Annotated in this window: 23 protein-coding genes; 14 read left to right on the top strand and 9 right to left on the bottom strand. The window is 70.8% G+C overall.

Going from position 1 to position 26,113, the window contains the following annotated elements; translation table 11 throughout:
• The first annotated feature begins 21 nt into the window (after positions 1-21).
• Together AB0J57_RS15120 and AB0J57_RS15115 are read left to right on the top strand one after the other, a co-directional pair.
• Positions 22-990 carry a neocarzinostatin apoprotein domain-containing protein gene (locus AB0J57_RS15120; protein WP_366129081.1) on the top strand — a complete coding sequence of 323 codons (969 nt, stop codon included), beginning with the start codon at positions 22-24 and terminating at the stop codon, positions 988-990.
• Between the two features lie 14 nt (positions 991-1,004).
• Positions 1,005-2,321, top strand: a complete 1,317-nt coding sequence (locus AB0J57_RS15115; RefSeq protein WP_366128577.1) for a hypothetical protein — start codon at positions 1,005-1,007, stop codon at positions 2,319-2,321.
• A 75-nt stretch (positions 2,322-2,396) separates the two neighbouring features.
• Here AB0J57_RS15115 and AB0J57_RS15110 read toward each other — a convergent pair whose 3' ends face one another.
• A complete protein-coding gene (locus tag AB0J57_RS15110; protein WP_366128576.1) occupies positions 2,397-3,917 on the bottom strand; it encodes an oligopeptide:H+ symporter in 1,521 nt (506 codons plus the stop codon).
• Positions 3,918-4,405: 488 nt separating this feature from the next.
• Here AB0J57_RS15110 and AB0J57_RS15105 point away from each other — a divergent pair, with 488 nt between their 5' ends.
• Both AB0J57_RS15105 and AB0J57_RS15100 read left to right on the top strand, forming a co-directional pair.
• Positions 4,406-5,083, top strand: a complete 678-nt coding sequence (locus AB0J57_RS15105) for a response regulator transcription factor (RefSeq protein ID WP_366128574.1) — start codon at positions 4,406-4,408, stop codon at positions 5,081-5,083.
• A gap of 38 nt (positions 5,084-5,121) precedes the next feature.
• On the top strand, positions 5,122-6,393 hold the full coding sequence (locus tag AB0J57_RS15100) for an ATP-binding protein (protein WP_366128573.1): 1,272 nt from the start codon (positions 5,122-5,124) through the stop codon (positions 6,391-6,393).
• An 18-nt stretch (positions 6,394-6,411) separates the two neighbouring features.
• Here AB0J57_RS15100 and AB0J57_RS15095 read toward each other — a convergent pair whose 3' ends face one another.
• Positions 6,412-6,936, bottom strand: coding sequence for a GtrA family protein (locus AB0J57_RS15095; RefSeq protein WP_366128572.1), 525 nt, complete (start codon positions 6,934-6,936; stop codon positions 6,412-6,414).
• A gap of 60 nt (positions 6,937-6,996) precedes the next feature.
• Here AB0J57_RS15095 and AB0J57_RS15090 point away from each other — a divergent pair, with 60 nt between their 5' ends.
• The 4 genes from AB0J57_RS15090 (at position 6,997) to AB0J57_RS15075 (ending at position 11,485) form a co-directional block, all read left to right on the top strand.
• A complete protein-coding gene (locus AB0J57_RS15090) occupies positions 6,997-8,193 on the top strand; it encodes a 5-(carboxyamino)imidazole ribonucleotide synthase (protein ID WP_366129080.1) in 1,197 nt (398 codons plus the stop codon).
• Positions 8,190-8,714: a 5-(carboxyamino)imidazole ribonucleotide mutase gene (gene purE, locus AB0J57_RS15085; RefSeq protein ID WP_366128571.1), complete on the top strand. Its 525-nt coding sequence runs from the start codon at positions 8,190-8,192 to the stop codon at positions 8,712-8,714. The genes AB0J57_RS15090 and purE overlap by 4 nt, the downstream gene beginning before the upstream one ends.
• A complete protein-coding gene (locus AB0J57_RS15080) occupies positions 8,711-9,901 on the top strand; it encodes a dipeptidase (protein WP_366128569.1) in 1,191 nt (396 codons plus the stop codon). The genes purE and AB0J57_RS15080 overlap by 4 nt, the downstream gene beginning before the upstream one ends.
• A gap of 522 nt (positions 9,902-10,423) precedes the next feature.
• Complete coding sequence (locus AB0J57_RS15075; protein WP_366128568.1) at positions 10,424-11,485, top strand: dipeptidase; 1,062 nt, start codon at positions 10,424-10,426, stop codon at positions 11,483-11,485.
• A 3-nt stretch (positions 11,486-11,488) separates the two neighbouring features.
• Here AB0J57_RS15075 and AB0J57_RS15070 read toward each other — a convergent pair whose 3' ends face one another.
• A complete protein-coding gene (locus AB0J57_RS15070) occupies positions 11,489-11,866 on the bottom strand; it encodes a VOC family protein (protein WP_366128567.1) in 378 nt (125 codons plus the stop codon).
• A gap of 37 nt (positions 11,867-11,903) precedes the next feature.
• Entirely contained in the window at positions 11,904-13,247 is a 1,344-nt protein-coding gene (locus AB0J57_RS15065; RefSeq protein ID WP_366128566.1) for a UDP-glucose/GDP-mannose dehydrogenase family protein, read from the bottom strand.
• A 180-nt stretch (positions 13,248-13,427) separates the two neighbouring features.
• On the opposite strand from AB0J57_RS15065, the gene AB0J57_RS15060 reads away from it, so the two are divergent.
• Positions 13,428-14,585: an acyl-CoA dehydrogenase gene (locus tag AB0J57_RS15060; RefSeq protein ID WP_366128565.1), complete on the top strand. Its 1,158-nt coding sequence runs from the start codon at positions 13,428-13,430 to the stop codon at positions 14,583-14,585.
• A 50-nt stretch (positions 14,586-14,635) separates the two neighbouring features.
• Here the strand turns inward: AB0J57_RS15060 and AB0J57_RS15055 are convergent, their stop codons facing one another.
• Positions 14,636-15,895 carry an LCP family protein gene (locus AB0J57_RS15055; RefSeq protein ID WP_366128564.1) on the bottom strand — a complete coding sequence of 420 codons (1,260 nt, stop codon included), beginning with the start codon at positions 15,893-15,895 and terminating at the stop codon, positions 14,636-14,638.
• Between the two features lie 119 nt (positions 15,896-16,014).
• Here AB0J57_RS15055 and AB0J57_RS15050 point away from each other — a divergent pair, with 119 nt between their 5' ends.
• The gene (locus tag AB0J57_RS15050; protein ID WP_366128563.1) at positions 16,015-16,554 is read left to right on the top strand and encodes an acyl-CoA thioesterase; all 540 of its coding nucleotides are present in this window, start codon (positions 16,015-16,017) and stop codon (positions 16,552-16,554) included.
• Between the two features lie 51 nt (positions 16,555-16,605).
• Here the strand turns inward: AB0J57_RS15050 and AB0J57_RS15045 are convergent, their stop codons facing one another.
• Positions 16,606-17,973, bottom strand: a complete 1,368-nt coding sequence (locus AB0J57_RS15045) for an LCP family protein (protein WP_366128562.1) — start codon at positions 17,971-17,973, stop codon at positions 16,606-16,608.
• Between the two features lie 245 nt (positions 17,974-18,218).
• Here AB0J57_RS15045 and AB0J57_RS15040 point away from each other — a divergent pair, with 245 nt between their 5' ends.
• Positions 18,219-19,244: a glycosyltransferase family 2 protein gene (locus AB0J57_RS15040; protein ID WP_366128561.1), complete on the top strand. Its 1,026-nt coding sequence runs from the start codon at positions 18,219-18,221 to the stop codon at positions 19,242-19,244.
• Positions 19,245-19,363: 119 nt separating this feature from the next.
• On the opposite strand, the gene AB0J57_RS15035 is transcribed toward AB0J57_RS15040, so the two are convergent.
• Positions 19,364-20,320 carry a hypothetical protein gene (locus AB0J57_RS15035; RefSeq protein WP_366128560.1) on the bottom strand — a complete coding sequence of 319 codons (957 nt, stop codon included), beginning with the start codon at positions 20,318-20,320 and terminating at the stop codon, positions 19,364-19,366.
• A 15-nt stretch (positions 20,321-20,335) separates the two neighbouring features.
• Positions 20,336-20,737 (bottom strand): hypothetical protein, encoded by a 402-nt coding sequence (locus AB0J57_RS15030; protein ID WP_366128559.1) that lies wholly within the window; start codon positions 20,735-20,737, stop codon positions 20,336-20,338.
• 242 nt (positions 20,738-20,979) lie between these two features.
• Between AB0J57_RS15030 and AB0J57_RS15025 the strand changes: the two genes are divergently transcribed.
• From AB0J57_RS15025 to AB0J57_RS15015, 3 genes are read left to right on the top strand one after another with little or no spacing between them, the layout of a single operon-like run.
• On the top strand, positions 20,980-22,344 hold the full coding sequence (locus AB0J57_RS15025) for a peptidoglycan-binding protein (RefSeq protein ID WP_366128558.1): 1,365 nt from the start codon (positions 20,980-20,982) through the stop codon (positions 22,342-22,344).
• Positions 22,341-23,048, top strand: a complete 708-nt coding sequence (locus AB0J57_RS15020) for an ABC transporter ATP-binding protein (protein WP_366128557.1) — start codon at positions 22,341-22,343, stop codon at positions 23,046-23,048. Before AB0J57_RS15025 ends, AB0J57_RS15020 begins: the two co-directional genes overlap by 4 nt.
• Positions 23,045-24,292: an ABC transporter permease gene (locus AB0J57_RS15015; protein ID WP_366128556.1), complete on the top strand. Its 1,248-nt coding sequence runs from the start codon at positions 23,045-23,047 to the stop codon at positions 24,290-24,292. The genes AB0J57_RS15020 and AB0J57_RS15015 overlap by 4 nt, the downstream gene beginning before the upstream one ends.
• An 84-nt stretch (positions 24,293-24,376) precedes the next feature.
• Here the strand turns inward: AB0J57_RS15015 and AB0J57_RS15010 are convergent, their stop codons facing one another.
• Complete coding sequence (locus tag AB0J57_RS15010) at positions 24,377-26,089, bottom strand: LCP family protein (protein WP_366128555.1); 1,713 nt, start codon at positions 26,087-26,089, stop codon at positions 24,377-24,379.
• Positions 26,090-26,113 lie beyond the last annotated feature (24 nt).

Here is a 26,113-nt window from a genome sequence, read left to right as displayed (position 1 = left end):
GTGGCGGTGCTGGTGGCGTGCGTGCTCGTAGGGCTGCCCGGACTGCCCGCGCCGGGCGGCGCCGCCGCGGCGGACCGTGACCCCGCCGTCACGCTCTCCCGTCCCGAGGCGGCCAGGGGCACCGAGATCACGGTCAGCGGCACCGGCTGGCGGCCCGAGGCGCTGCTGATGCTGCTGGTCTGCGGCCAGAACATGCGCGGCGGCACCAACTCCTGCGCCAACGCCCACGGGCGCGCCGTCACCACCGACGTGAGCGGCGCGTTCACCAGGAAGGTCCCGGTCGCCGCACCCCCCAAGCCCTGCCCGTGCGTGGTCCACGTGGCGACCGTGACGGGCGACCCCGCCACCGTGGACGCCCCGCTGACGATCACCGGCCACCCGGTCGCCCCGCTGCCGGAACCGTCCGGTGACGGCCGGCTCGCCGTGCTGGCGGCGCCCCGGCTCGAGGGGTCCAGCGGCGTCCTCGTCCTCTTCGGCGCCCCGGCCCGGCGCCGGATCGTGCTCACCGTCGGCAACCTCGGCACCGCACCGGTCAAGGACCCCGTCTTCCAGGTCGGCACCGCGCACGGCGTGTACGCCCCGCAGTGGGAGGAGCGGCAGTGGCGCGGCACCGTCCAGCCGGGCCGTAAGGCACTGGTGGAGCTGCCGGTCCAGCTCGCGGCGGGCGCGCACGGCGACTACCAGGTGTCGGTGAAGTACGGCGGCAAGGTCCTGGCCGAGCAGCCGTGGCGGGTGGGGCGGCCCTGGGGCGTGACGTTCTTCTGGGTGCTGCTCGCCGTGGTCGTACCGGCGGGGCTGTACCGGGCGGGAATGGCGGTCGTCGACCGCGTACGCCCGCATGGCCTCACGGCCCCCGGGAGCCGTAGGAGCCCCAGGCGCCACCGCGCCGCCGTACCCGTGACAGAACCCACCCGCACGGCGGGCCTGCCCTGGTTCGCCCCGGACTCCGCACCGTCAGAGAACCGACCCACGACGAAGGGACATTCGTGAGCACGCAACGGAGGATGAGCGCGGCCGGAGTCGCGCTGATGCTCGGCGGCGCGGGGATCCTGCTGGCCGCGGGACCCGCGCAGGCGGCCGAGGTGTCGTACAGCACGGAGTGCGTTCCGCCGCCCATCTCCGGTCTGCCACCGGTGCAGGGCACGACCAAGGTGCAGATCACCGCGCCGGCGGAGGCGAAGGTCGGCGACGAGGTGGAGGTGGTGTGGAAGACGGTCGAGGCCGCGTCCAAGAATCCGGACATCCTGGACCTGGAGAAGGACACGGTCAAGCCGACCGGCGTGGTCAAGGTCGCGGGTGCGCAGACCGCCGACCTGGCGATGGAGGGCCCGCGGCAGAACCCGCCGATACCCAAGAACAGCCCGATGGTGCTGCCGGACATGAAGGGCAAGCTCAAGCTGACCGCGCCGGGTGAGATCACGCTGGCCCCGGGCGCCTACACGATCAACGTTTCCAAGCCGCTGTCCACGGACACCAAGTGCGCGCCGAAGGAGACGGTGCGGCCCGCCGCGACGATCAAGGTGACCGAGGCGGGCGGCGGCACGACGGGCGGTACGACGACGTCCGGCGGCAGCTCCGGCTCCGGCGGCACGGACTCGGGCGGCTCCACAGCCGGCGGCTCGACCTCCGGCGGTACGAGCAGCTCCGGTGGCGGCACCGGCGGTGGCGGCGGGCAGACCGACTTCGAGGGCAAGGAGGTCTCCGTCGCGTACGCCTGCAAGACGCCCATCGGCGACAAGAACGCCACCTCCCCGGTGAAGATCAACGCCAAGCGGAACGGCGGGAACTTCGACCTCACCGTGAAGTTCTCCAAGTCCGTGATGGACAGCCCCGCCGACATCCCCAAGGACTCGGTCAAGCCGTCCATGGAGGTCAAGCTCGGCGGCGCGGACAAGGGCTTCGTCCATGTCGAGGGCCCCACCAACAAGGAGCCGATCAAGGCGGGCGACCCGATCGAGATCCCCGACCTCACCGGCACCTACAAGCCCGGCGCCACCGGCAAGGCGACGCTCAGCCCGGGCGTCCTGACCGTCAAGGCGCTCGGTACGACGACGACGTGCACCCCGCCCGCGAACGTGCCGGTCTCCCTGGAGCTCGACACCTCCGCCCAGCCGGGCGGCGCCTCCGGCGGCACGTCCACGTCCGGCGGCACGGGCGCCGGTGGCTCGACCGGCGGCACGTCCACCTCCGGCGGCGGCCTCGCCGACACGGGCGCCGAGGACGCGGGTGCCCTGCGCGCCCTCGCGCTGGTCGCCGGCACGGTGATCCTGCTGGGCGGCGCGGTGTTCACGTTCACCCCGTGGCGGCTGCTCCGGCGGTGACACGGCGAAGGGCCGCCGCACCGGACGGATCCGGTGCGGCGGCCCTTGGCGGGGACGTCCTCGGGGACGAACGCGTCAGTGCACGTTGCCCATGAGCGTCTGGACCTTCTTGCGGTACATGTAGACCGCCAGACCGGCCGCGGCCGCCAGTGACGCCTCCATGGCGATGATCCCGGTGCCGTTGAGGTCGACACCCGCCAGGGACAGCAGGCCCGTCGTGCAGTCGCCCGCGGTGACCGCGAGGAACCAGACACCCATCATCTGCGAGGCGTACTTCTGCGGCGCCATCTTCGTGGTCACCGACAGGCCGACCGGGGAGAGGCACAGCTCACCGATGGTCTGGATCATGTAGATCGACACCAGCCACATGGGCGAGACCTTGGTGCCGTCACCCGCCATGCCCATCGGGACGATGAAGACGAAGAAGGAGGCGCCCACCAGGACCAGGCCCATCGCGAACTTCACGATGGTGTTGGGCTCCTGGTTCTTACGGGCCAGCCACAGCCACAGCCAGGCGAAGACCGGAGCCAGCGCCATGACGAACAGCGGGTTCAGCGACTGGTACCAGGTGGCCGAGAAGGCGAAGCCGAACACGGTGTCCGCGGTCTTGTCGTCCGCGAAGAGCGACAGGGTCGAACCACCCTGGTCGTAGATCATCCAGAAGATGGCGGCGGCCACGAAGAACCAGATGTAGCCGTTCATCTTCGACTGCTCGGTCGACGACAGCTCCTTGTCGCGCTTGATGCGGACGAGGACGGCGACCGGGATGACCAGACCGGCGAGGGTCAGCGGGACCAGCGCCCAGTTCAGGGTGAACGCGCCGATGGCGACGACCACGCCGTAGAAGACGGCGACGGCCAGCACCGCACCCGTGACCTTCAGGAGGATCGTGCGGCGCTCCTCCGGGCTCAGCGGGTTGGGGACGATGTTGCTCTTCGGGCTCAGGTGGCGCGTACCGAGCAGGAACTGGAGCAGACCCAGGCCCATGCCCAGCGCGGCGAGCGCGAAGCCCAAGTGCCAGTTGTGCTCCTTGCCCACCGTGCCGATGACGAACGGGGCGACGAAGGCACCGAGGTTGATGCCGATGTAGAAGAGCGTGAAGCCACCGTCACGGCGCGGGTCCTCGGGACCGTCGTAGAGGTGGCCGACCATCGTGGAGATGTTGGCCTTCAGCAGACCGGAACCGGCGGCGACCAGGATCAGGCCGACGAAGAACATCGCCTGCCCCGGCAGGGCCAGCGACAGGTGGCCGACCATGATCACGGCGCCGGCGATGGCGACGGTCTTGCGGGCGCCCCAGACGCGGTCGCCGAACCAGCCGCCCGGCATGGCCATCAGGTAGACCATCGACACGTAGACGGAGTAGATGGCCGTGGCCGTGGCCGCCGTCATCGCGAGTCCGCCGCCCTGGCTGCCCGTGGCGGCGTCGGCGCCGCCCGAGACCAGGTAGTACACGAGCAGGGCGCGCATGCCGTAGTAGCTGAAGCGCTCCCACATCTCGGTCAGGAAGAGAGTGGCCAGGCCGCGGGGGTGGCCGAAGAAGGTCTTCTCGCCGCCAGTGGTACTGGCCGAGTCCTTCGTCAGGCTGGACGCCATGGGTCGATCCTTGCTTGCTCGGGACGCGCTGCGCTTCGTGAGCGGTCACGCGCCCGGTGGGGGCGGCCGGCACCGGCACGTTCCCGATCCGCCCCTACGCCCGAACAGGGGTTCGCCCCCGTGCGGGGCACGGAGGCGAGGGGATCAGACGCACCGGGATCCACGCCCCGGACATGTCATCACGTCACGGGGCCCGGCCCACAGGTCATTCACTGTCTCAAGACTGGCGGAACCGGCCTTGCGCAGAAAGGGGCCTTTGGCGTGGTTAACGGCCCAAAGGTCCCGGAGTAGTGCATCAGGCGTCTCGCCACCATACGACACGACACTGCGGCATATGGAAGGACTTGAGAGATGGATCACAGGTGTCGGCGGAACCGGTGAAGCACTTTTGAAGGTGTTACCCAGGATGTCACCCCGAACACGCAGGTCCTGTTGATCATCGTGCGATCCCCCGGCGGCGCTCGTACGGCGCGGACTACCATCACCCCATGACCCGTGTACTGCTCGCCGAGGACGACGCATCCATCTCGGAACCGCTGGCCCGCGCCCTGCGGCGGGAGGGGTACGAGGTCGAGGTACGGGAGGACGGACCCGGCGCGCTCGACACCGGACTGCAAGGCCACGTCGACCTGGTCGTGCTCGACCTGGGCCTGCCCGGGATGGACGGCCTCGAAGTCGCCCGGCGGCTGCGGTCCGAGGGGCTCACGGTGCCGATCCTGGTGCTGACGGCCCGCGCCGACGAGGTCGACACCGTTGTCGGGCTGGACGCGGGCGCCGACGACTACGTCACCAAGCCGTTCCGGCTCGCCGAGCTGCTCGCCCGCGTACGGGCGCTGCTGCGGCGCGGCGCCAGCGAGCCCGCCCCGGCCCCGTCCACCCACGGCGTGCGCATCGACGTCGAGTCGCACCGCGCCTGGATGGGCGACGAGGAGCTCCAGCTCACCGCCAAGGAGTTCGACCTGCTGCGCGTCCTCGTCCGCGACGCCGGCCGGGTCGTCACCCGCGACCAGTTGATGCGCGAGGTGTGGGACACCACCTGGTGGTCGTCCACCAAGACCCTCGACATGCACATCTCCTGGCTGCGCAAGAAGCTCGGTGACGACGCCGCGAACCCCCGCTACATCGCCACCGTCCGCGGCGTGGGCTTCCGCTTCGAGAAGAGCTAGGCACTCCACAGCTAGGCACTCAACGTTAGGTACGGGCCGTGCGCCGCCGACTGATCAACTCCACGCTCGCCGTGGTCCTCGTCGTGATCGCGGTCTTCGGGGTCTCCCTGGTCATCGTCGAGACGCGCACCATCAGCAGCAGCGCCCAGGAGAGCGTGGACTCCGAGGCGGTCAGCCTGGTCAGCATCGTCGACAGCCGGCTCGTCGGCGGCGAGCCGGTCAACCCCGACATCCTCGCCGAGCAGAGCGGCGCCAAGCGGTACGCCCTGATCGACATCCCGGGCCGGGCCCCCATCGAGATCGGCGAGCGCCCCCGGGGCAGCGTCATCCGGGGCGTCGCCCAGGGGGACCGGGGCGTGACGGTCACCGTGGAGGAGTCCCGCTCCACCGTCACCCGTGAGGTCGGCCGCACCCTGCTGATCATCGGCGCCGTGGCGCTGCTCGCCGTGATCGCCGCCGTCCTCCTCGCCGTACGCCAGGCGAACCGCCTCGCCTCGCCGCTCACCGACCTCGCCGAGACGGCCGAACGGCTCGGCTCGGGTGACCCCAGGCCCCGCCACAAGCGGTACGGCGTGCCCGAGCTGGACCGGGTCGCCGACGTCCTCGACGCCTCCGCCGAGCGGATCGCCCGGATGCTCACCGCCGAGCGGCGGCTGGCCGCCGACGCCTCGCACCAGCTCCGTACGCCGCTGACCGCGCTGTCCATGCGGCTGGAGGAGATCTCCGAGACCGACGACCTGGCCACGGTCAAGGAGGAGGCGCACATCGCGCTCACCCAGGTGGAGCGGCTCACCGACGTCGTCCAGCGGCTGCTGACCAACTCGCGCGACCCGCGCACCGGCTCGGCCATCGCCTTCGACCTCGACGAGGTCGTCAAGCAGCAGATCGAGGAGTGGCGGCCGGCCTACCGCAGCGCGGGACGGGCGATCGTCCGGTCCGGCAAGGTCGGCATGCGGGCCGTCGGCACCCCGGGCGCGGTCGCCCAGGTGCTGGCCGCGCTGATCGAGAACTCCCTGATGCACGGTGGCGGCACGGTCGCCCTGCGTACCCGTGTCACCGGCAACCAGGCCGTCGTCGAGGTCACCGACGAGGGGCCGGGCGTACCGCCGGAACTGGGGGCGCGGATCTTCGAGCGGACCATCAGCGGCCGCAATTCCACCGGCATCGGCCTCGCCGTCGCCCGCGACCTGGCGGAGGCGGACGGCGGACGCCTGGAACTGCTCCAGCAGCAGCCGGCCGTCTTCGCGCTGTTCCTCAGCCGCGAGGTGCGCAGCCGCAAGGAGAAGAACGAGCCCCCGACGATCCGCTAGCCGGCGGCGCCGACGGGGCTAGCGGCGCGGGGCGACCGGCTCACCGGACCGTTCCGGCTCGGGCCGGCGCTGCTCCAGGAACGATTCGGCGGTCTGCACGGCCTCGCGGCCCGGCAGCGTACGGAAGACCCACGTGCGGTACGACCAGAAGCGGAACAGGGTCGCGACACCGATGCCGAAGAACTTGAAGAAGTTGTTCTGCAACGGGCTGTCCCACCCGAAGCCGTACGTCGCCGTGTACAGCACACCGTTCTCGATGACCAGCCCCACCAGGCTGAACAGCAGGAAGAGCGTCAGCTCCTTCGTCCGCCCGCTCTTGTCACGGTCCCGGTACGTGAAGTAGCGGAAGCCCACGTAGTTGAACGCGATAGCGACGACCGTGGCGATCAGGCTCGCCCGGACGACAGGGATCTCCGTGGTGTGCCGCACCAGGTTGAAGACCGCCATGTTGACCAGCAGGCCGAGGCCGCCGACGAGACCGAATTTGGCGATCTCGCGGACGAGCTGGTCCAGCCGCACCCGCAGTGCGCCTCGTTCACTCATGGTGATCTTTCAGCCCCGTCCGGTCGAGTGGTCCAACCAAGCCATGCTAACCACCGGCTCCTGAGCCCGCGCGGGGACGGAGAAAAGCCGGTCGCCGGGGCCGGATACCCTAAGAGGGTGACGTTCCCGGTAGTAGGCATGGTGGGCGGCGGTCAGCTCGCCCGAATGACCCACGAGGCGGGCATCCCCCTCGGCATCAAGTTCAAGCTCCTCAGCGAGACCCCGCAGGAGTCCGCGGCACAGGTCGTGAGCGACGTCGTCATCGGCGACTACCGCGACCTGGACACGCTGCGTGAGTTCGCACGCGGGTGCGACGTGATCACGTTCGATCACGAGCACGTACCGACCGAGCACCTGCGGGCCCTGGAGGCGGACGGCATTGCCGTCCGGCCGGGGCCCGACGCGTTGGTGCACGCCCAGGACAAGGGCGTGATGCGGGCCAGGCTCGACGAGATCGGCGCCCCGTCCCCGCGCCACCGCATCGTGACGGATCCCGCGGACGCGGCGGCCTTCGCCGCCGAGACCGGGGGCTTCCCGATCATCCTCAAGACGGTGCGCGGCGGCTACGACGGCAAGGGCGTGTGGTTCGTACGCTCCGAGGACGAGGCCCGCGACCCGTTCCTGGCGGGCGTGCCGGTCCTCGCGGAGGAGAAGGTCGACTTCGTCCGCGAGCTGGCGGCGAACATCGTCCGCTCGCCGCACGGCCAGGCCGTGGCGTACCCCGTCGTGGAGTCCCAGCAGGTGAACGGTGTCTGCGACACCGTGATCGCCCCCGCCCCCGGCCTGTCGCCCGAGCTGGCCGGCCAGGCCCAGGAGCTGGCGCTGCGCATCGCCCAGGAACTGGGCGTCGTCGGCCACCTCGCCGTCGAGCTGTTCGAGACGCGCGACGGCCGCATTCTGGTCAACGAGCTGGCCATGCGCCCCCACAACTCCGGCCACTGGACCCAGGACGGCGCGGTCACCTCCCAGTTCGCCAACCACGTCCGCGCGGTGCTCGACCTGCCGCTGGGCGACCCGCGCCCCCGCGCCAAGTGGACCGTCATGGCGAACGTCCTGGGCGGCGACTACCCCGACATGTACCAGGCCTACCTGCACTGCATGGCCCGTGACCCCCAGCTCAAGATCCACATGTACGGCAAGGACGTGAAGCCCGGCCGCAAGGTGGGACACGTCAACACCTACGGCGACGACCTCGACGACGTGCTGGACCGCGCGCGTCACGCCGCCGGCTACCTGCGAGGAACGATCACCGAATGAGCAGCCCCCTCATTGGCATCGTCATGGGATCCGACTCCGACTGGCCGGTCATGGAGGCCGCGGCCCAGGCCCTCGACGAGTTCGAGATCCCGTACGAGGTCGACGTCGTCTCCGCGCACCGCATGCCGCGCGAAATGGTCTCGTACGGCGAGCGGGCCGCCGAGCGGGGCCTGAAGGCGATCATCGCGGGCGCCGGCGGCGCCGCGCACCTGCCCGGCATGCTCGCCTCCGTCACGCCCCTCCCGGTCATCGGGGTGCCCGTCCCCCTGAAGTACCTGGACGGCATGGACTCCCTGCTCTCCATCGTCCAGATGCCGGCGGGCGTTCCCGTGGCCACCGTCTCGGTGGGCGGGGCGCGCAACGCGGGCCTGCTGGCCGCGCGCATCCTCGCCACCTCCGACCCGGACCTCCTCTCCCGCATGGTCGACTTCCAGCAGGAGCTCAACGACCAGGCGACGGAGAAGGGCAAGCGGCTGCGGGCGAAGGTCGAGGGCTCGGCGTCGTTCGGCTTCGCCAAGTGACGGGGCGCGGTCTCGTGGACGAGGCGCGCGAACTGCTCGCCTCGTACCCCGTGGTGGACGGCCACAACGACCTGCCGTGGGCGTTGCGCGAGAACGCCGGCTACGACCTGGACCGCCTCGACATCGCGGCCGACCAGACGGGCCGGCTCCACACCGACCTCCCCCGGCTGCGGGCGGGCGGGGTCGGGGCCCAGTTCTGGTCGGTGTACGTGCGCGGCGGCATGGCCGGTGACGACGCGGTCAGCGCCACGCTGGAGCAGATCGACTGCGTCGACCGGCTGCTGGCCCGGTACCCGGCCGACCTGGCGCCCGCGCTGACCGCCGACGACATGGAGGCCGCCCGTGCCTCCGGCCGCATCGCGTCGCTCAAGGGCGCCGAGGGTGGCCACTCCATCAACAACTCGATGGCCACGCTGCGGGCCTTCTACGCGCTGGGCGTCCGCTACATGACGCTCACCCACAACGACAACGTGGCGTGGGCCGACTCGGCGACGGACGCCCCGGGCGTCGGCGGCCTGTCGGCCTTCGGCCGTGAGGTCGTACGGGAGATGAACCGGCTCGGCATGCTGGTGGACCTCTCCCACGTGGCCGACACGACGATGCGCGACGCGCTCGACACGTCCGAGGCGCCGGTGATCTTCTCGCACTCCTCCTCCCGGTCGGTGTGCGACCACCCGCGCAACATCCCCGACGACGTCCTGGCTCTGCTGCCCTCCAACGGTGGCGTCGCCATGGCGACCTTCGTCCCCAAGTTCGTCCTCCCCGCCGCCGTCGACTGGACCCGGCGGGCCGACGAGAACATGCGGGCGCACGGCTTCGACCACCTGGACACCACTCCGGAGGCGATGCGCGTCCACGCGGCCTTCGAGGAAGCCAACCCCCGCCCGGTCGCCACCGCCGCCACGGTCGCGGACCACCTGGACCACATGCGGGAGGTCGCGGGCATCGAGCACGTCGGAATCGGCGGTGACTTCGACGGCACGGCGTTCACGCCGTCGGACCTCTCGGACGTCGCGGCGTACCCGAACCTGATCGCGGAGCTCCTCCGCCGGGGCTGGTCCCGCGCGGACCTCGCGAAGCTCACCTGGCAGAACGCGGTCCGCGTCCTCCGCGACGCGGAATCCGTGTCGCGGTCCCTGTCAGGCCGCGCGCCCTCGACGGCGACGCTCGCTTCCCTCGACGCCTGACCGCCCCCGTTGTGGGCGGTCGCGCCCACTCCCCCCGTCCACCCTCGCCCGTTGTGGGCAGTCGTCCCGCAGGGCGGGACGGGTGGGCACAACGGGACAGGGGCGGTGCATGTTCCCGGTGCCCCACCGGGGCGGTGCCGTGGCGGCCACTCCGGGTGGGTGGGGGGCGCGGCCCCTCCGGGCTCACCTCCTCGAGGCCGGCGGCCTTGGGTTTCCTGGTAGGGGAGCCCGAGCCTCGCCGCCAACCTCTGCGGGGGCGACCCTGCACGGCCACACCCCGGGCGGTACGCCGGGTGCGGGCGCGTTTCATCGACGACGGCGAGGAGGGGCCGTGCAGGGTCGCCCCCGCAGCCGATCGGCGGCGGGATACGGCGACGAGACCGGGTGGGCACCCCGCCGACGGCGAGGAGGTGAGCCCGGAGGGGCCCCGACCCTGGCCCACCGGCGCGCGCCACAGCACGTGGTCACCCGAACGCAGTACGTCGCCGCGACCCCCGCACGGCCCCGTGCCACCGTGGCCGTATGGCAGACCTACAGGACCACCCGTACGCGGCGCCCTCCGCGATCGGTGAGCTCGACGACACGCCCGACGGCGCCGCCGAGGCGCCCACCCCGGCGGAGGTCGACATCGAGCGGGCCCGGGTACTGCTCGCCGCGCAGCTCGTCGTGGACGGTCACAACACCCTCGCCCAGGAGCTCGACCGCACGCACTGGCACGACCTCCAGCACGGCTCGGCCCTCCTCGACACCGACATCCCCCGCATCCGCGCCGGCGGCGTCGGCGCGCAGTTCTGGTCGCTGCATGTGACGCCCGGCCCCGCCGCCGTCCAGGAGACGCTGGACCGAATAGACGCGGTACGGACCCTCATCGCGTCCTGCCCCGAGGCCCTCCGGCTCGCGCTCACGGCCGCCGACATGGTCGAGGCCCGCGACTGCGGACGGATCGCGTCGCTCCTCGGCCCCGTCTCCGGCGCAGCCCTCGGCGACTCGCTGGCCACCCTGCGCGCCTACCACGCGCTCGGCGTCCGCAGCGTGAGCGTGGCCGGTACGCGCTGGACCGCCGACCCCACCGGTCTGACGCCGTTCGGGGAGGAGGCGGTCCGCGAGATGAACCGCCTCGGGGTCCTCGTCGACCTCTCGGGCGCCTCCGAGGCCACCATGGACCGGGTCCTCGACGTGTCCAAGGCGCCGGTCATCCTCTCCCACTCGGCGGCCCAGGCCCTGACCCCGCACTCGGCCAACGTCCCCGACGACGTACTGCGCCGCCTGCACGCCAACGCGGGTGTCTGCATGGTGACGTTCGCCCCCGACCAGGTCACCCGCCACGGCGACCAGCCGGCCACCCTCTGGGACGTGGCCGACCACGTCGAGTACGTCCGCGAGGTCGCCGGGCCGGAATGCGTCGGGCTGTCGGGCTCGTACGGCATGGCCACCGACGCCCCGCACACCATCGGCCTGGAAGACGCGTCCTGTTACCCGAACCTGATCGCCGAGCTGCTGCACCGCGACTGGTCCGAGGCGGACATCGCGGCCCTGACGTGGGGCAACGCGGCCCGTGTCGTACGCGAGGCCGAACAGCCCTGACAGTCAGGCCCGGCACAGGCAGAACGGGTGTCCCGCCGGGTCCGCGTACACCCGGAAGTTCCGCTTCCCCCCGTCGTCGTCCACGTCCAGCGGCCGGGCGCCCAGCGCGAGGACCTGCTCGTGCGCGGACTCCATGTCCTCGACGTCGAGGTCGAGGTGGAGCTGCTGGGAGTTCCGGTCGGCCCGGGGCCACTCGGGCGGCCGCAGGTCCGGCGCGCGCTGGAAGGCGAGCCGCTGCCCGTCGGGGAGGTACAGGTCGATCCACTCCTCCTCGCCGGGGCCGCCCTTCACCTCACCACCGAGGATCGCGGCGTAGAACTCGGCGAGCCGGCGCGGCTCGGGACAGTCGATCGCGGTCAGAGTGAGCGTCGCAAAACCCATGGCGGCCGGGTGCCCCGCGACCGTGGGCGGCAATCCTTCAGGCCCGGGGCCGGCCCATCGCCCGGAACGTCCAGCCCGCCGCCCGCCACGCGGCGGCGTCCAGCGCGTTCCGCCCGTCCAGGATCACCCGCGACGCCACGACCTCGCCCAGCTCCGACGGGTCCAGCTCGCGGAACTCGCGCCACTCCGTCAGGTGAAGGACGACGTCCGCGCCCCGCACCGCGTCCAGCGCGCTGTCCGCGTACGCGAGCGTCGGGAACAGCCGCCGGGCGTTGTGCATGCCCTTCGGGTCGTACACGGTGACCTGGCCGCCCTGGAGGTGGATCTGGCCGGCGACGTTCAGCGCGGGCGAGTCCCGCACGTCGTCCGAGTCCGGCTTGAACGCCGCGCCCAGCACCGCCACCCGCTTGCCGAGGAACGTGCCGTCACCGAGGGCCTCGCGCGCCATGCCGACCATCTGGCCGCGGCGGCGCATGTTGATGGAGTCGATCTCGCGGAGGAACGTCAGCGCCTGGTCCGCGCCCAGCTCACCGGCGCGCGCCATGAACGCCCGGATGTCCTTGGGCAGGCAGCCGCCGCCGAAGCCGATCCCGGCCCGCAGGAACTTCGACCCGATGCGGTCGTCGTGGCCGATGGCCTCCGCGAGCTTGGCGACGTCGCCGCCGGCCGCTTCGCAGACCTCCGCCATCGCGTTGATGAAGGAGATCTTCGTCGCCAGGAAGGAGTTCGCGGCGGTCTTCACCAGCTCCGCCGTCGGGAAGTCGGTCACCACGAACGGCGACCCTTCCTCGACCGGAGTGGCGTACACCTCACGCAGCAGCTTCTCCGCCGCCGCGCTCTCCACGCCCACCACGATCCGGTCCGGGTGGAGCGTGTCCTGCACGGCGAAGCCCTCGCGGAGGAACTCCGGGTTCCACGCCAGCTCCGCGTCCGCGCCCACCGGCGCCCGGTCGGCGAGCAGCCGGGCCAGCCGCTCCGCGCTGCCGACCGGCACGGTCGACTTGCCGACGACCAGGGCGGGCCGCCGCAGGTGCGGGGCGAGCGAGCCGAAGGCGGCGTCGACGTAACTCATGTCGCACGCGTAGTCACCGTGCTTCTGCGGGGTGTTCACGCACACGAAGTGGACGTCGCCGAACTCGCCCACCTCCTCCCACGAGGTGGTGAAGCGCAGCCGCCCGGTGGAGCCCTCGATCCCGGCGACGTGCTTGCGCAGCAGCTCCTCGAGACCCGGCTCGTACATCGGGACGCGGCCCGCCGAGAGCATCTCGATCTTCTCGGGGACGACGTCCAGCCCGAGCACCTCGAAGCCCAGCTCCGCCATGGCCGCCGCATGCGTGGCGCCCAGGTATCCGGTGCCGATCACGGTGATCTTGAGGGCCATACGGTGCTCCATTGACGGACGGGAAGGAGTGCGGGCCCGAGCATAGTCGGGCCCCGGCCCGGGCACCGTTCTCCCGTGGTCGGCGCTGTCGTCAAACTCACGTATGCCTGGCTCGGCCCCTCCCACTAAAATTCGGGTTACTTAACGGTAGTTAGCAGCAGCTCAGGGGAGTGAGAGAAAGTGGCGGGAACGCCTGACTTCGATCTGTACCGCCCGTCCGAGGAGCACGACATGCTCCGCGACGCCGTCCGCTCGCTCGCCGAGGCGAAGATCGCGCCGTTCGCCGCCGCCGTGGACGAGGAGGCCCGCTTCCCGCAGGAGGCCCTCGACGCCCTGACCGCGAACGACCTGCACGCCGTGCACGTCCCCGAGACCTACGGTGGCGCGGGCGCCGACGCGCTCGCGACCGTGATCGTCATCGAGGAGGTCGCCCGTGTCTGCGCCAGCTCCTCCCTGATCCCGGCCGTGAACAAGCTCGGCTCGCTGCCCGTGATCCTCTCCGGCTCCGAGGACCTGAAGAAGAGGTACATGACCCCGCTCGCCAAGGGCGAGGGGATGTTCTCGTACTGCCTCTCCGAGCCCGACGCGGGCTCGGACGCCGCCGGAATGAAGACCAAGGCGGTCCGTGACGGCGACTTCTGGGTCCTCAACGGTGTGAAGCGCTGGATCACCAACGCGGGCGTCTCCGACTTCTACACGGTGATGGCCGTGACGGACCCGGAGAAGCGGTCGAAGGGCATCTCCGCCTTCGTCGTCGAGAAGGGCGACCCCGGCGTCTCCTTCGGCGCCCCGGAGAAGAAGCTCGGCATCAAGGGCTCCCCGACCCGCGAGGTCTACCTCGACAACGTCCGCATCCCCGCCGACCGCATGATCGGCGAGGAGGGCACCGGCTTCGCCACCGCGATGAAGACCCTGGACCACACCCGCATCACCATCGCGGCCCAGGCCCTCGGCATCGCCCAGGGCGCGCTGGACTACGCCAAGGGGTACGTCCAGGAGCGCAAGCAGTTCGGCAAGCCGATCGCCGACTTCCAGGGCGTGCAGTTCATGCTCGCCGACATGGCGATGAAGATCTCCGCCGCCCGCGCGCTGACCTACCAGGCCGCCGCCGCATCCGAGCGCGGCGACGCCGACCTCACCTACCTGGGCGCGGCGGCGAAGTGCTTCGCCTCCGACATCGCCATGGAGGTCACCACGGACGCCGTCCAGCTCCTCGGCGGCTACGGCTACACCCGTGACTACCCGGTCGAGCGCATGATGCGCGACGCCAAGATCACCCAGATCTACGAGGGCACCAACCAGGTCCAGCGGATCGTCATGGCCCGCAACCTGCCGTAACACCCGAACGGAAAGGGCCCGCACCACGTGGTGCGGGCCCTTCGTCGTACCTACTTCTCCGTGACGGTGACCTTCTCGTCGTTCTGGATCTGCTGGACCAACTGCTGCACCTTGGCCTTGTCCCACACCAGGTTGCCGCCGCGGGTGCCGTTGATCGGCATGTTCATCGACGTGCCGTCCCCGCCGCTGATGCCCTTCATGGCGAAGAACATCTCGCCGAGGTCGAACAGCGACATGTCCTTGTCGACGATCAGCGTGTCCAGCCCCGCACCCATCGTCGGGTACAGCTTGAACGGGTTCAGGATGGTCCCCGGCGTCGCCGCCTGGCTCGCCAGGGCGGAGAGGAACTTCTGCTGGTTCTTCGTCCGCGCGAGGTCCGACTCGGCGAAGGCGTACCGGGTGCGGACGAAGGCCAGGGCCTGCTCGCCGTTGAGGGTCTGCTTGCCGGCCTGGAAGTCGGCGCCGGACTTCTTGTCCTTGAAGCCCTTCTCGATGTTCATCTCGACACCGCCGAGGGCGTCGACGATGTTCGCGAAGCCGGCGAAGCCGATCTCGGCGTAGTGGTCGATGCGCAGCCCGGTGTTGTGCTCGACCGTGCGGACCAGCAGCTCGGGGCCGTCCTCCGCGTACGCGGCGTTCAGCTTCACGCGCCGGCCCTGGGCCGGGAACGTCTTGCCGGAATCAGAGCCCACGAACTTCGGAATCTCCACATCCGAGTCGCGGGGCAGCGAGATCATGGTGTTGCCGCTGCCGCAGGCCGCCAGGATCATCATCGAGTCGGTGCGCTTGCCCTCGGCGGAGCCGGTGTGCAGCTTCTTCTTCTCCTCGGCCGTCATGCCCTCACGGCTGTCGGAGCCGACGATCAGGTACGTCGTGCAGTCGCCCTCCTTGGGGCGGTCGATGACCTTGGCGAGGTCGACCTCGCGGCGCATCTTGCCGTCGGCCCAGAAATACGTGCCGATCGTCGTGCCGAGCACGGCCACCAGGACCACGATCGACCCGATCTTGATGCGGCGGCGCCAGTCGGGGGCGCTGACCGAACCACGGTCGTGGCCGCGGGGGCCGCCACCGCGACCGCCTCCCTGCGGGGTGCCGTAGACCTGCCCGGTGTTGTAGCCGCTGTCGTAGGCGTCGTCGTACCCCCGCGACTGCTGCTGCGGGACCGGCGGGGCGACCGGCGGGCGCTGCGGCGGTGCGGCGGGGCGCTGCACATGGCGCATCCGGCGGGCGCCCTCGGGCTGGGCGTCGGCGCTGCCACGGCCGTAACGCGCGTTGCGGTCGTCGGTCCATCCTTCGGGCCAGTCGTTCATGCGGACCAGTGTGCAGGCCGCTCCCCGGACCCCGACAGGGTGGGTGGGGAATCGGGCCGCGGCTGTAGCGAACCTGATGCAATGAGGGGCGGGACGGACTCGGGCATAGGGTGGAGGGCATGACAGATCAGGCCTCCGAGCTGCGGGGAAAGCCGACCTCGGCCTCCCGCACCACCCTCAGCCACATCATGACCGGCAATGACACCAACCTCCTCGGCACGGTGCACGGCGGTGTGATCATGAAGCTGGTGGACGACGCGGCGGGCGCCGTCGCGGGCCGCCACTCCGGCGGGCCCGCGGTGACGGCGTCGATGGACGAGATGGTGTTCCTGGAGCCGGTCCGCGTCGGCGACCTGGTCCATGTGAAGGCACAGGTCAACTGGACCGGCCGGTCCTCCATGGAGGTCGGCGTCCGGGTCCTGGCCGAGCGCTGGAACGAGTCCACGCCCGCGACCCAGGTCGGCTCTGCCTACCTGGTCTTCGCCGCCGTCGACGCGGACGGCAAGCCCCGCCCCGTCCCGCCGGTGATCCCGGAGACCGAACGCGACCAGCGCCGCTACCAGGAGGCCCAGATCCGCCGCACGCACCGCCTCGCCCGCCGCCGGGCGATCAAGGAACTCCGCGAGAAGCGCGCGGCGGAGGGCCTGGACGAGGCCTGACCCCGACGGCCCGCGGCCGGCCGGGGTGGGGCCGCGGGCACCGGGAACAGCTCAGGCGCAGATCACCTGGTCGCCAGTGACCACGCCGAACTCGCCCTGGAAGGCGTCCTCCGCCCGTACCGGGAGGACTCCCGCGAAGTTCCCGCCCGCCGTGACCTTGAAGGTCGCGCCCTGGCCTTCCACCGGGCGCAGCTCGCAGCCCGGGAGCGCCGTGGCGAGGGAGCGGGCCGAGCGGTCCCAGCGGGGGTCGAACCAGACGATCGTGCGGCGCACGTCACGCCGCGCCCAGTTCAGGGCCGTCGCGCTCGTCTTGAAGCCGGTCGCCCGCAGCGCCGCGTCGATCCGGGCGCCCAGGCCGTGCACCCGGGTGCCGTTGTAGACCTGCACCCGGATCTGCTGGGGCGAGACCTCCACGAGCTTCTTGCGGACCGTGCTGCGGGTGGCGTACGGGGCGAGCGGCTTGTCCGCGCGTACCGCGTCGAACAGCTTCTTGGCCTTCACCGGGTCCCACTTCACCGTCGAGCCGATGCCCTTCACCGGGAAGCTGGTGCTGGCGACGGGTACGGAGGTGAACTCGGACGACGCCGCCGTGAAGCCGCGCATCGCCTTCGCGAGGGCCAGCATCTCCTGCGCGCCGAAGCCCTCGTCGGCCCGCACGGAGCTCAGCATGGAGGTGACGACCTGCTGGAACCGCACCGGGTTCAGCATGGTGCCGTTGCTGGTCGCCTGGTCGATCAGCGCGGCGACGAACCGCTGCTGCCGCTGCATGCGGCCCAGGTCGGACGCCCCGTCGACATGGCGGGAGCGCACGTACTGGAGCGCGGCCCCGCCGTCCAGCTTGTGCGTGCCGGCCGGCAGGTCGAGCCCGGTGTACGCGTCCTTCATCGGCTTGGCGGTGCAGATCTCCACCCCGCCGATCGCGTCGACGGTCCGCATGAAGCTCGTGAAGTCCAGCTCCAGGTAGTGGTCGATCTTCACGCCGGTCATGTGCTCGACGGTCCGTACGGTGAGGTTGGGTCCGCCCTCGGCGTACGCGGCGTTCAGCTTCACCGGGTGCTGGTGGTGGTACTTCCCGGTGGTGGCGTCCGTGTGGGGCGGGATCTCGGCGTACGAGTCGCGGGGCAACGACACCATGCTGGCCCGCTTACGGTCGGCGGAGATGTGCACCAGCATGATCGTGTCGGTGCAGCGGCAGGGCGCGCCGCCGAGCCGGTACTTCTCCTTCTCCCGGGGCGTGATCTTGTCGCGGCCGTCGGTGCCGACGAGCAGGATGTTCGTGCCGTGGCCCGGCGCGGGGCGGTTCTTCATGTCCTTGAACGGGTCGACCCGGCTGATCTCCGTGTCCACGCTCGTGACGATCGCGTGCCCGATCCCGCCCGCCGCCAGGACCAGCACCGACAGGGTGGTCGCCAGCCGCATCCGCCACCGGGGCCGCCCACGGTCTCCTCGCCGCACGGCCGGTGCCGGCGCCGGGGCCCGTCTCGGCCGCCCGGGGGCGGGCGGCCGGGGCGCGGCGGGGCGGCGGGGCGGCGTGGGCACGAAGGACACCTCCGCGGGCAGTTTGGGGAATAGTCGGCACAGTAGGCCCATACGATCAGCGCCCGTCCGCGCCACCCGGGCGGCGCGCACCAGCGTCCCCCATTCGCGGTAACGTGTCGGGCGATATGAACGCCACGCCTCCGCCCCTGCCGCCCGTCTCCGTGATCATGCCGGTCCTCAATGAGGAGCGGCATCTGCGCGCCTCGGTCCGTCACATCCTCGAGCAGGAGTACGACGGCGAGATGGAGGTGGTGATCGCGCTGGGCCCGTCGACGGACCGTACCGACGAGATCGCCGCCGAGCTCGTGCGGGAGGACCCGCGCGTCCACACGGTGCCCAACCCCACCGGGCGCACCCCCGCCGCCCTCAACGCCGCGATCAAGGCGTCGCGTCACCCGATCGTGGTACGGGTCGACGGGCACGGCATGCTGTCACCGAACTACATCGCGACCGCCGTCCGCCTCCTGGAGGAGACCGGCGCGCAGAACGTCGGCGGCATCATGCACGCCGAGGGCGAGAACGACTGGGAGCACGCGGTCGCCGCCGCGATGACCTCGAAGATCGGTGTCGGCAACGCGGCCTTCCACACCGGCGGCGAGGCGGGCCCGGCCGAGACCGTGTACCTGGGTGTGTTCCGCCGCGAGGCGCTGGAGCAGCAGGGCGGGTACAACGAGGAGTTCATCCGTGCCCAGGACTGGGAGCTGAACTTCCGCATCCGTGAGGCGGGCGGCCTGATCTGGTTCTCGCCGGAGCTGAGGGTCCAGTACCGCCCCCGGCCGAGCGTGCGGGCGCTGGCGAAGCAGTACAAGGACTACGGCCGCTGGCGGCACGTCGTCGCCCGTTACCACCAGGGCTCGATCAACCTCCGCTACCTCGCCCCGCCGACCGCCGTCTGTGCCATCGCGGCGGGCCTCGTGGTGGGCGCGACGCTCACCCCGCTCGGTTTCGTGATCCCGGGCGGCTACCTGGCGGCGATCGTCGCCGGTTCCGTCCCGGCCGGAAAGGGCCTGCCGCTGAAGGCGCGCCTCCGGATCCCGGTGGCGCTGGCGACGATGCACATGTCGTGGGGGTACGGATTCCTCACGAGCCCCCGCTCCCTGGCCCGCAAGGTGATCGCCAGCCGCCGCCCGGCGGTGCTGACGAAGAGCTGACGGCACGGATACCCGCACCGCCGGGGCTGACCGGGGCCCCTTGCGGTGCGGGTTCCGTATCCGTACGTGGGCGGAGTGGTCCTCAGGTGGTGGAAGAGCGCTCGCTCATCGGCCCTTGCTCATCGGCCTGTTGAGGCCGACGCGGCCCTGAGGATCGCGTCCTTGCGCTGCTTGAGCGTGTCCAGCATCTGCTGATTGCTCTCGATCGCCCGCTTCTGGTAGGCGACTTCGACGGCGTACCACGTGCCGATGACGTTGTGCTTCTCCTTGCACTCCACGTCGGCCTCGGCAACGCGGATCTCCGCGGGCGTGGGCGTGGTGGACTTGGCGAAGCGTTCGTCCTCGACCGGCGCCATGGGGCCGTTGTAGTGGTAACCCTTCGCCTTCATGCAGGCCGACCAGTCCGCGAACGCCTTCTGCACCCGCTTGTCCTTCTGGGACTCCTGGTAGGCGAAGAGCGCGAGGTGGGAGGCGAACTCTTCCTTGTCCGGGTGGACCTTGGGGCCCTTCGAGGCGAGCTCGCGAAGAGCCTGACCCCAGCAGCCGCCCTCGGGGATGGCCTTGCCGTTGGCGGCCTTGGCCGTCTTCTGGCCCGTGTCGCCCTGTGGTCCGAACAGGGCCAGTGACTCGGCGGGGGTGTAGTGCTCCTCGGGCCGCTTGCCTCGCAGGTAGGGATCGGTGTTGTACCCGAAGCGGGACGCCGACGCCATGTCGGACACCCCGTAGCGGTTGGCGTCCCGCAGGGCCTTGTCGCCCCGGTAGAGGGGACGCGGTTCGAGGTCGAAGCCGAAACCTCGCATGCACTCGGCGGCGATGCGGTCCTCGCCCTGGCGGCGGACGCGCTCTTCCGCGTCCGTCCAGGTGTACGCCTCCAGAGGCAGCTCCAGGTTGCGGGAGCCGCGCATCTGCGGGACGGACTCGACCTCGGGTGGATTCTTGTAGTCCACGGGAGGTGCTTCGCTCGCCCGGGTTCCTTCTGTCCGGTCCTCCGTGCCGGAGGACGAGCAGCCGACCAGCCCGACGGTGGCGCTGATCAGCGCCACCGCGAGCAGTCGGCCAGTAGAGGTGCCTCGCACTGGCTGGTCCGCTGTTTAGTAGGGCTCGTAGGCGGAGGCGTTGTTGTTCTGCAGCCACCCCGGCGTGTTGCGGCGGACGCCGTCGCAGGTGTGGTTGTGGCGCTCGCCCTTGTAGTCCGAGTTGAAGAAGATGGCGAACGGGTAGCGCGTACCGAAGCACTTGGCCGACGAGGCGTTGTTGCCGGCGATCTGGCCCTGACCCGCACCGGAAGACATGAACCTGTCATCGTGGTGGGTGGGGTTCTCGTCGTAGTGGTCCATGAAGGACGAAGCGCCGTACTGCGTCGAGTGGTAGTACATGCACAGCTCGCCGCTCTCGCAGCTACCGTCCAGGCTCCAGGCCTGGGCGGGGGCGGCGGTGGCGGCAAGGGCGCCGGCGGTCAGGGCGGCAGCAACAAGCGCATTGCGTACGCGCATTGAGGATTCCTCCGTTGAGTGAAGATCGGGCTCATGCCCGGCGGTAGCGTGGCACAAGGGTTCGAGTAAGGGGCCAACGCTGCAGCGATCTTGGCTTAAAATAATCCTACTGGCCAGAACGTACAGTTCCGCAACAGGCTCTGCACACAATCTTCTTGACAGAGTGTGACCAATAGCGATCACCTGCGGGCGATTCGGGCATTGCTCCGCCAGGACGCACCGGAGGCGAGGGAGGGGACCACGTGTCCACAACAGGGGAGCACTCGGGGCTCTCCCGTAAGAAGCGCGCCTTGGCCGTTCTTGCGGCGAGCGCGTGCGTGGTGGCCGGAGCGGCTCTCTGGACGTCCACCATGGTGAAGTCGCCGGCCCAGGCAGCCGCGGAAGCGGGGCCGCCGCCTCCTGACGTGCTGACGGCTCCGGTGGAGCGCCGCGTGCTCTCCGACACCGTGGTGACGCGCGGCACCGTGTCCGCGTCCCAGACCCTCGACATAGCCCCGGCGGGGGCGGCCACGGAAGGCGCCGGCAATCCCGTCGTCACCAAGTTGATGGTCCGGTCGGGCGACACCTTCCCGGCCGGACGCACCCTGCTGGAGGTCTCCGGGCGGCCCGTCTTCGCCCTGCGCGGTTCCCTGCCCGTCTACCGGGACCTGAAGCCGGGTTCCCACGGCGACGACGTGCGTCAGTTGCAGAGCGCACTGCGCGACCTCGGTCACGACACCGGTGCGGACACGTCCGGACGCTACGGCCCCGGCACCAAGCGAGCGGTCGCGGCGCTGTACGAGTCCCTCGGCTACGAACCGGTGGAGGCGGGCGGCGACAGGGCCGAAGGGGACCCGGTCGACGCGGCGCGCGACCAAGTGAAGTCGGCGCAGAGGGCGTTGGAGTCCCTGGAGTCCAAGAAGGGCGCCACACCGGACGAACTGCGGTACGCCCGCGAGGACCTCGCCGAGGCCCAGGAGGCACTGACGAACGCCGAGGCGGTCGCGGGCCCCATGGTTCCGGCGAGTGAGGTGATCTTCCTGTCGGGCTTTCCCGCCCGAGTCGACTCCCTCACCGCCAAGGTCGGAGGCCCCGTCGGCGAGAAGCTGATGACGGTCTCGGCGGGCCGACTGGTCGTCAGGGGCTCCGTCGGCGCCCACGAGAAGGGCCTGCTCCGGGCGGGGCAGAAGGTCAAGGTGCTGTCGGAGGTGTCGGGCGACGAGGTGAGCGGGACCGTCGCCTCCGTGGCGGACAGCCTGACGGTCCCCTCCCAGGACGGGGAGGACGCGGCCGTCGCCGAGCAGGGTGGCTACGCCGTGGTGATCAACCCCGACAAGGCACTTCCGGCGCGGCTGGCCGGCCAGGACGTGCGCATCACCATCGAGGCCGCCACGTCCAAGGGCGAGGTGCTCGTCGTCCCGGTGTCGGCGGTGTCGGCCGGGGCCGATTCCCGTACGACCGTGACGGTGCTGACCTCCGGTGGGGACCGGCGCCGGGTGGAGGTGCGGCCGGGAACCTCAGGTGACGGTTACACGGAGGTGGCGCCCATCGGCGGCGGCCGGCTTGCCGAGGGCGAACTGGTCGTCGTGGGCGTCAACGCCGCCTCCGGCAGCGGGACCGCCCGGTGACCCGTCCCGTCATCGAGTTCCGTGGTGTGGGCCTGACGTATCCCGGCCCGCCACCGGTCACGGCGCTGCACCCCTGCGAGCTCTCCATCGCACAGGGCGAGTACGTGACCGTCGTGGGCCCCTCCGGGTCCGGCAAGTCGACCTTCCTCAACATCGCCGGACTTCTCGACGTGCCCACCGCCGGAACGTACCTGCTCGACGGCATCGACACGGGGGCCCTGTCGGACGCCGACCGGGCCGGCCTGCGCGGCAGGCGCATCGGCTTCGTCTTCCAGAGCTTCCACCTGCTGCCGCACCGTTCCGCAATGGAGAACGTCCTGCTGGCCATGGTCTACAACGGTGTGGCCCGCTCCGACCGCAGGCCGCGTGCCCGTGAGGCCCTGCTCCGGGTCGGCCTCGGGCACCGTCTCGACGCGCTGCCCACCCGGCTGTCGGGCGGTGAGCGCCAGCGGGTCGCCATCGCCAGAGCCCTGGTGTCCCGCCCGTCACTGCTGCTCTGCGACGAGCCGACCGGCAATCTGGACACCGCCACGGCCTCCTCCGTCCTGGAGCTGCTCGACCAGCTCCACCGGGACGGAATGACCATCCTCGTGATCACCCACGACCCCGAAGTGGCCGCGCGCGGTCAGCGCACCATCGCCATCAGGGACGGCGTCCTCACCGAACAAGGCGTCTTCACGGAAAGGGCGGACACACCCGCATGAGACTTCTGCGGCGACGCCGTCCGGACGGCGTCGAACGCGCGCGCCTCAGCACCCGCGACCTGCTGTCGGAGGCGGTGGCGGGCATGCTGCAACGTCCCGCCCGCTCCCTGCTCACCGCGCTCGGCACGGTACTCGGCGTCGGTGCCTTCGTGGCCGTCCTCGGGCTGACCGCCACCACGTCCTCCCAGATCGACTCGCGGTTCAACGAGCTCACGGCGACCGAGGTGACCGTCGAGGACACCGGTGGAGAGCAACCCGAGTTCGTCGCCAACGCCTTTCCGGCGGACGCCGACGCCCGCATCCGCAGGCTCAACGGTGCCAAGGAGGCGGGGGTCTACTGGCCCGTCCGGCTGGGCCGCGACGAACTCGTCAGCGCCGCCCCGGCCGGCGCCAACGGACAGGGCGAACGCGTACAGGTGATCGCCGCCTCGCCCGGCGTGCTCGCGGCGGCCGGCCCGCACCTCGAACAGGGGCGCACCTTCGACGCGTACCACGACAAGCGTGCCGAGAAGGTCGCGGTGATCGGCTCGGGCATGGCCTCCCAGCTCGGCATCACGACGCTCGACACCTTCCCCGCCGTCTTCGTGGGAGACCACGCCTTCACCGTCATCGGCATCGTGGGTGACGTCGACCGCAAGGCGGACCTGCTGATGTCGGTCGTGGTGCCGCGCACGACGGCCGAGCGCATCTGGGGTGGCCCGCAGAGCGGTGAGCGGGCGAAGATGCTCATCTCCACCGAACTCGGCGCGGCGCAGCAGATCGCGAGCGAGGCCGCTCTCGCCCTCGACCCGGCGCATCCGGACCGGTTCAAGGCGGTGCCGCCGCCCGACCCCAAGACGCTGCGTGGCAACGTGACGTCCGACCTCAACCAACTGTTCCTGCTGCTGGCCGGGATATGCCTGGTCATCGGCGCCGTCGGCATCGCGAACACCACTCTCGTCGCGGTCCTGGAAAGGACCGGCGAGATCGGGCTGCGGCGTGCGCTCGGCGCGCGCGGCCGCCACATCACCCTGCAGTTCCTCGGTGAGTCCGGAGCGCTCGGCACCCTCGGCGGCCTCGTCGGGACGAGCCTCGGCACGGTGACGGTGGTGGCGATGGCGGTCGCTCGCGACTGGACGCCCGTCATCCACCCGGCAACCGTCGTGGCGGCCCCGCTGATCGGCCTGGTCACGGGCGTATTGGCAGGGCTCTACCCGGCGTGGCGGGCCAGCCGCATCCAGCCCGCCGAGGCGCTCCGCCGCTGAGTGCGGCCCCCACCCGCGTACGAACGGAGCCCCGGCACACCGCCGGGGCTCCGTTCATGTCCACCACACCGGGCACGGGGCCCATCACCAGGTGAAGTTGGGGTCCACCGTCATACAGCCGGACTGGTCGGCCCTGCTGGTGTTGGACCCGGGGGCCTTCCCGGTGGCCTTGGGCTTCGGGAAGGTGTCGCCCTCGCGCCAGTCGGCCCCCACGACGAGCGTGATGCCCTGGACCTTGTCCGACTTCTGCACCGAACCGAGCGGGATGCCCAGCGACTTGGCGACCGCCTGGGCGTCCGCCTCCAGGTCCGCGCTCGGGAAGCGGACGACCGTCTTGGCCTGGCGCGGCGTGAGGGTGTCGGCCTTGGCCAGGGTGTACCCCTTCTCGACCAGCAGCCCGGCGACCGTGGTGGCCCGCCCCTGGGCCGAGCCCAACTGGTCGGTGTAGGTGCCGTTCTGCACGGTCACCCCGGTCTCGGCGGGCGGGGCCGCCTTGTCCTTCGTCGCGGTGGGAGTGGCGCGCTTGGACGGCTTGCCGTCGAGGGGGATGTCCTCGCGGATCATCCGGAACAGCTCCTCGGCCTCACCCGGCGTCGGCTCGACCTTGCCGGGCTTACGGGTCGAGTAGAAGTTGGGCATCGTCGTCATGGTGATGCGCCCGGTCGGGACGCTCTTGAGCTGCTCGCCCAGGTCGTAGAGCTTGCCGATGGTGTCGAGCCCGGTGTCCACGGTGAGCGCCTCGGTGGCCGCCTCGGCGAGCTTGCGGAGCTTGTTGGGGTCGGTGAGCTTGGCGTTCTTGCGCAGCTCGCGGACCATCGAGTTCATGTACATGTGCTGCGCCTTGGCACGTTCCAGGTCGGTGCCGTCCCCGAAGCCGTAACGCGTCCGCAGCCACTGCAGCGCCTGCTCGCCCTTGATGGGATGGGTGCCCTTGGCCAGCTTCAGGCCGGAGCCCTTGCCGTCCCTGGTGCGGGACTCGATGTTCTTGTCGACGCAGACGGGTACGCCGCCGATCGCGTCGGCCATGGACACCACACCCGCGAAGTCGATCATCATGAAGTGGTCGATGGGGATGCCGGTGAGCTCGACCCAGGTGGCCACCGTGCAGCCCGGACCGCCGCGGTTCAACGACTCGTTGGTCTGCGCGAACAGGCTCTCGCGGTAGACCTTCCCCGTCTCCTTGTCCTCGCACTCCGGGATCTTCAGCATGGTGTCGCGGGGCATGCTGACCACGGAGATGTTGCTGCGGTCGGCGGAGAGGTGCACCAGCATCTGTACGTCGGCGAGCGGGGGGCCGTCGAAGGTGTCCTTGGCGCCGCCGAGGTCCTGGTTCGCCTTGGAGTTCCGGGCGTCCGAGCCGATGAGGAGGATGTTCAGCGGCGTCTGCCCGGCGGCGTTCGCCCTGTGCTCGGGCATCTTGTTCTTGCCGAGCGTGAGGTCGTCTTTCTTGATCTTGTTGTTGAGGTGCTCGTAATAGAGGTATCCGGCGCCGGCCGTACCCAGTATCAGCAGCGACAACACCGAGGCGCTCCAGCGCAGTACGCGCCGCTTGCCCCTCTTGGTGCGACCGGCCCGGGTGCCCGCGCCGGCACGGTGCTCGCGGGCACGGCCGCGCCCGCGCGGCCGGGAGTGACGGCCCGGGGCCGTGTCCGACGCCGCCTCCTGGGCCGGTTCCCCCTCGGCCCGGCCCGGGCCCGCGTCCCCATGATCCTCGTACGGGGTTTCGTCCCAACCCCCGTCACGGGCGTGCGGAACGCGCTGCCGCGTTCCCTCCCCACGCACGCTTCCCTGTCCCACCCAGTTCCCCTCAATCAACTGTCG

The sequence above is a fragment of the Streptomyces sp. NPDC049837 genome (assembly GCF_040674455.1).
Lineage (GTDB): Bacteria > Actinomycetota > Actinomycetes > Streptomycetales > Streptomycetaceae > Streptomyces.
This window is presented reverse-complemented; position numbering and strand designations above follow the sequence as displayed.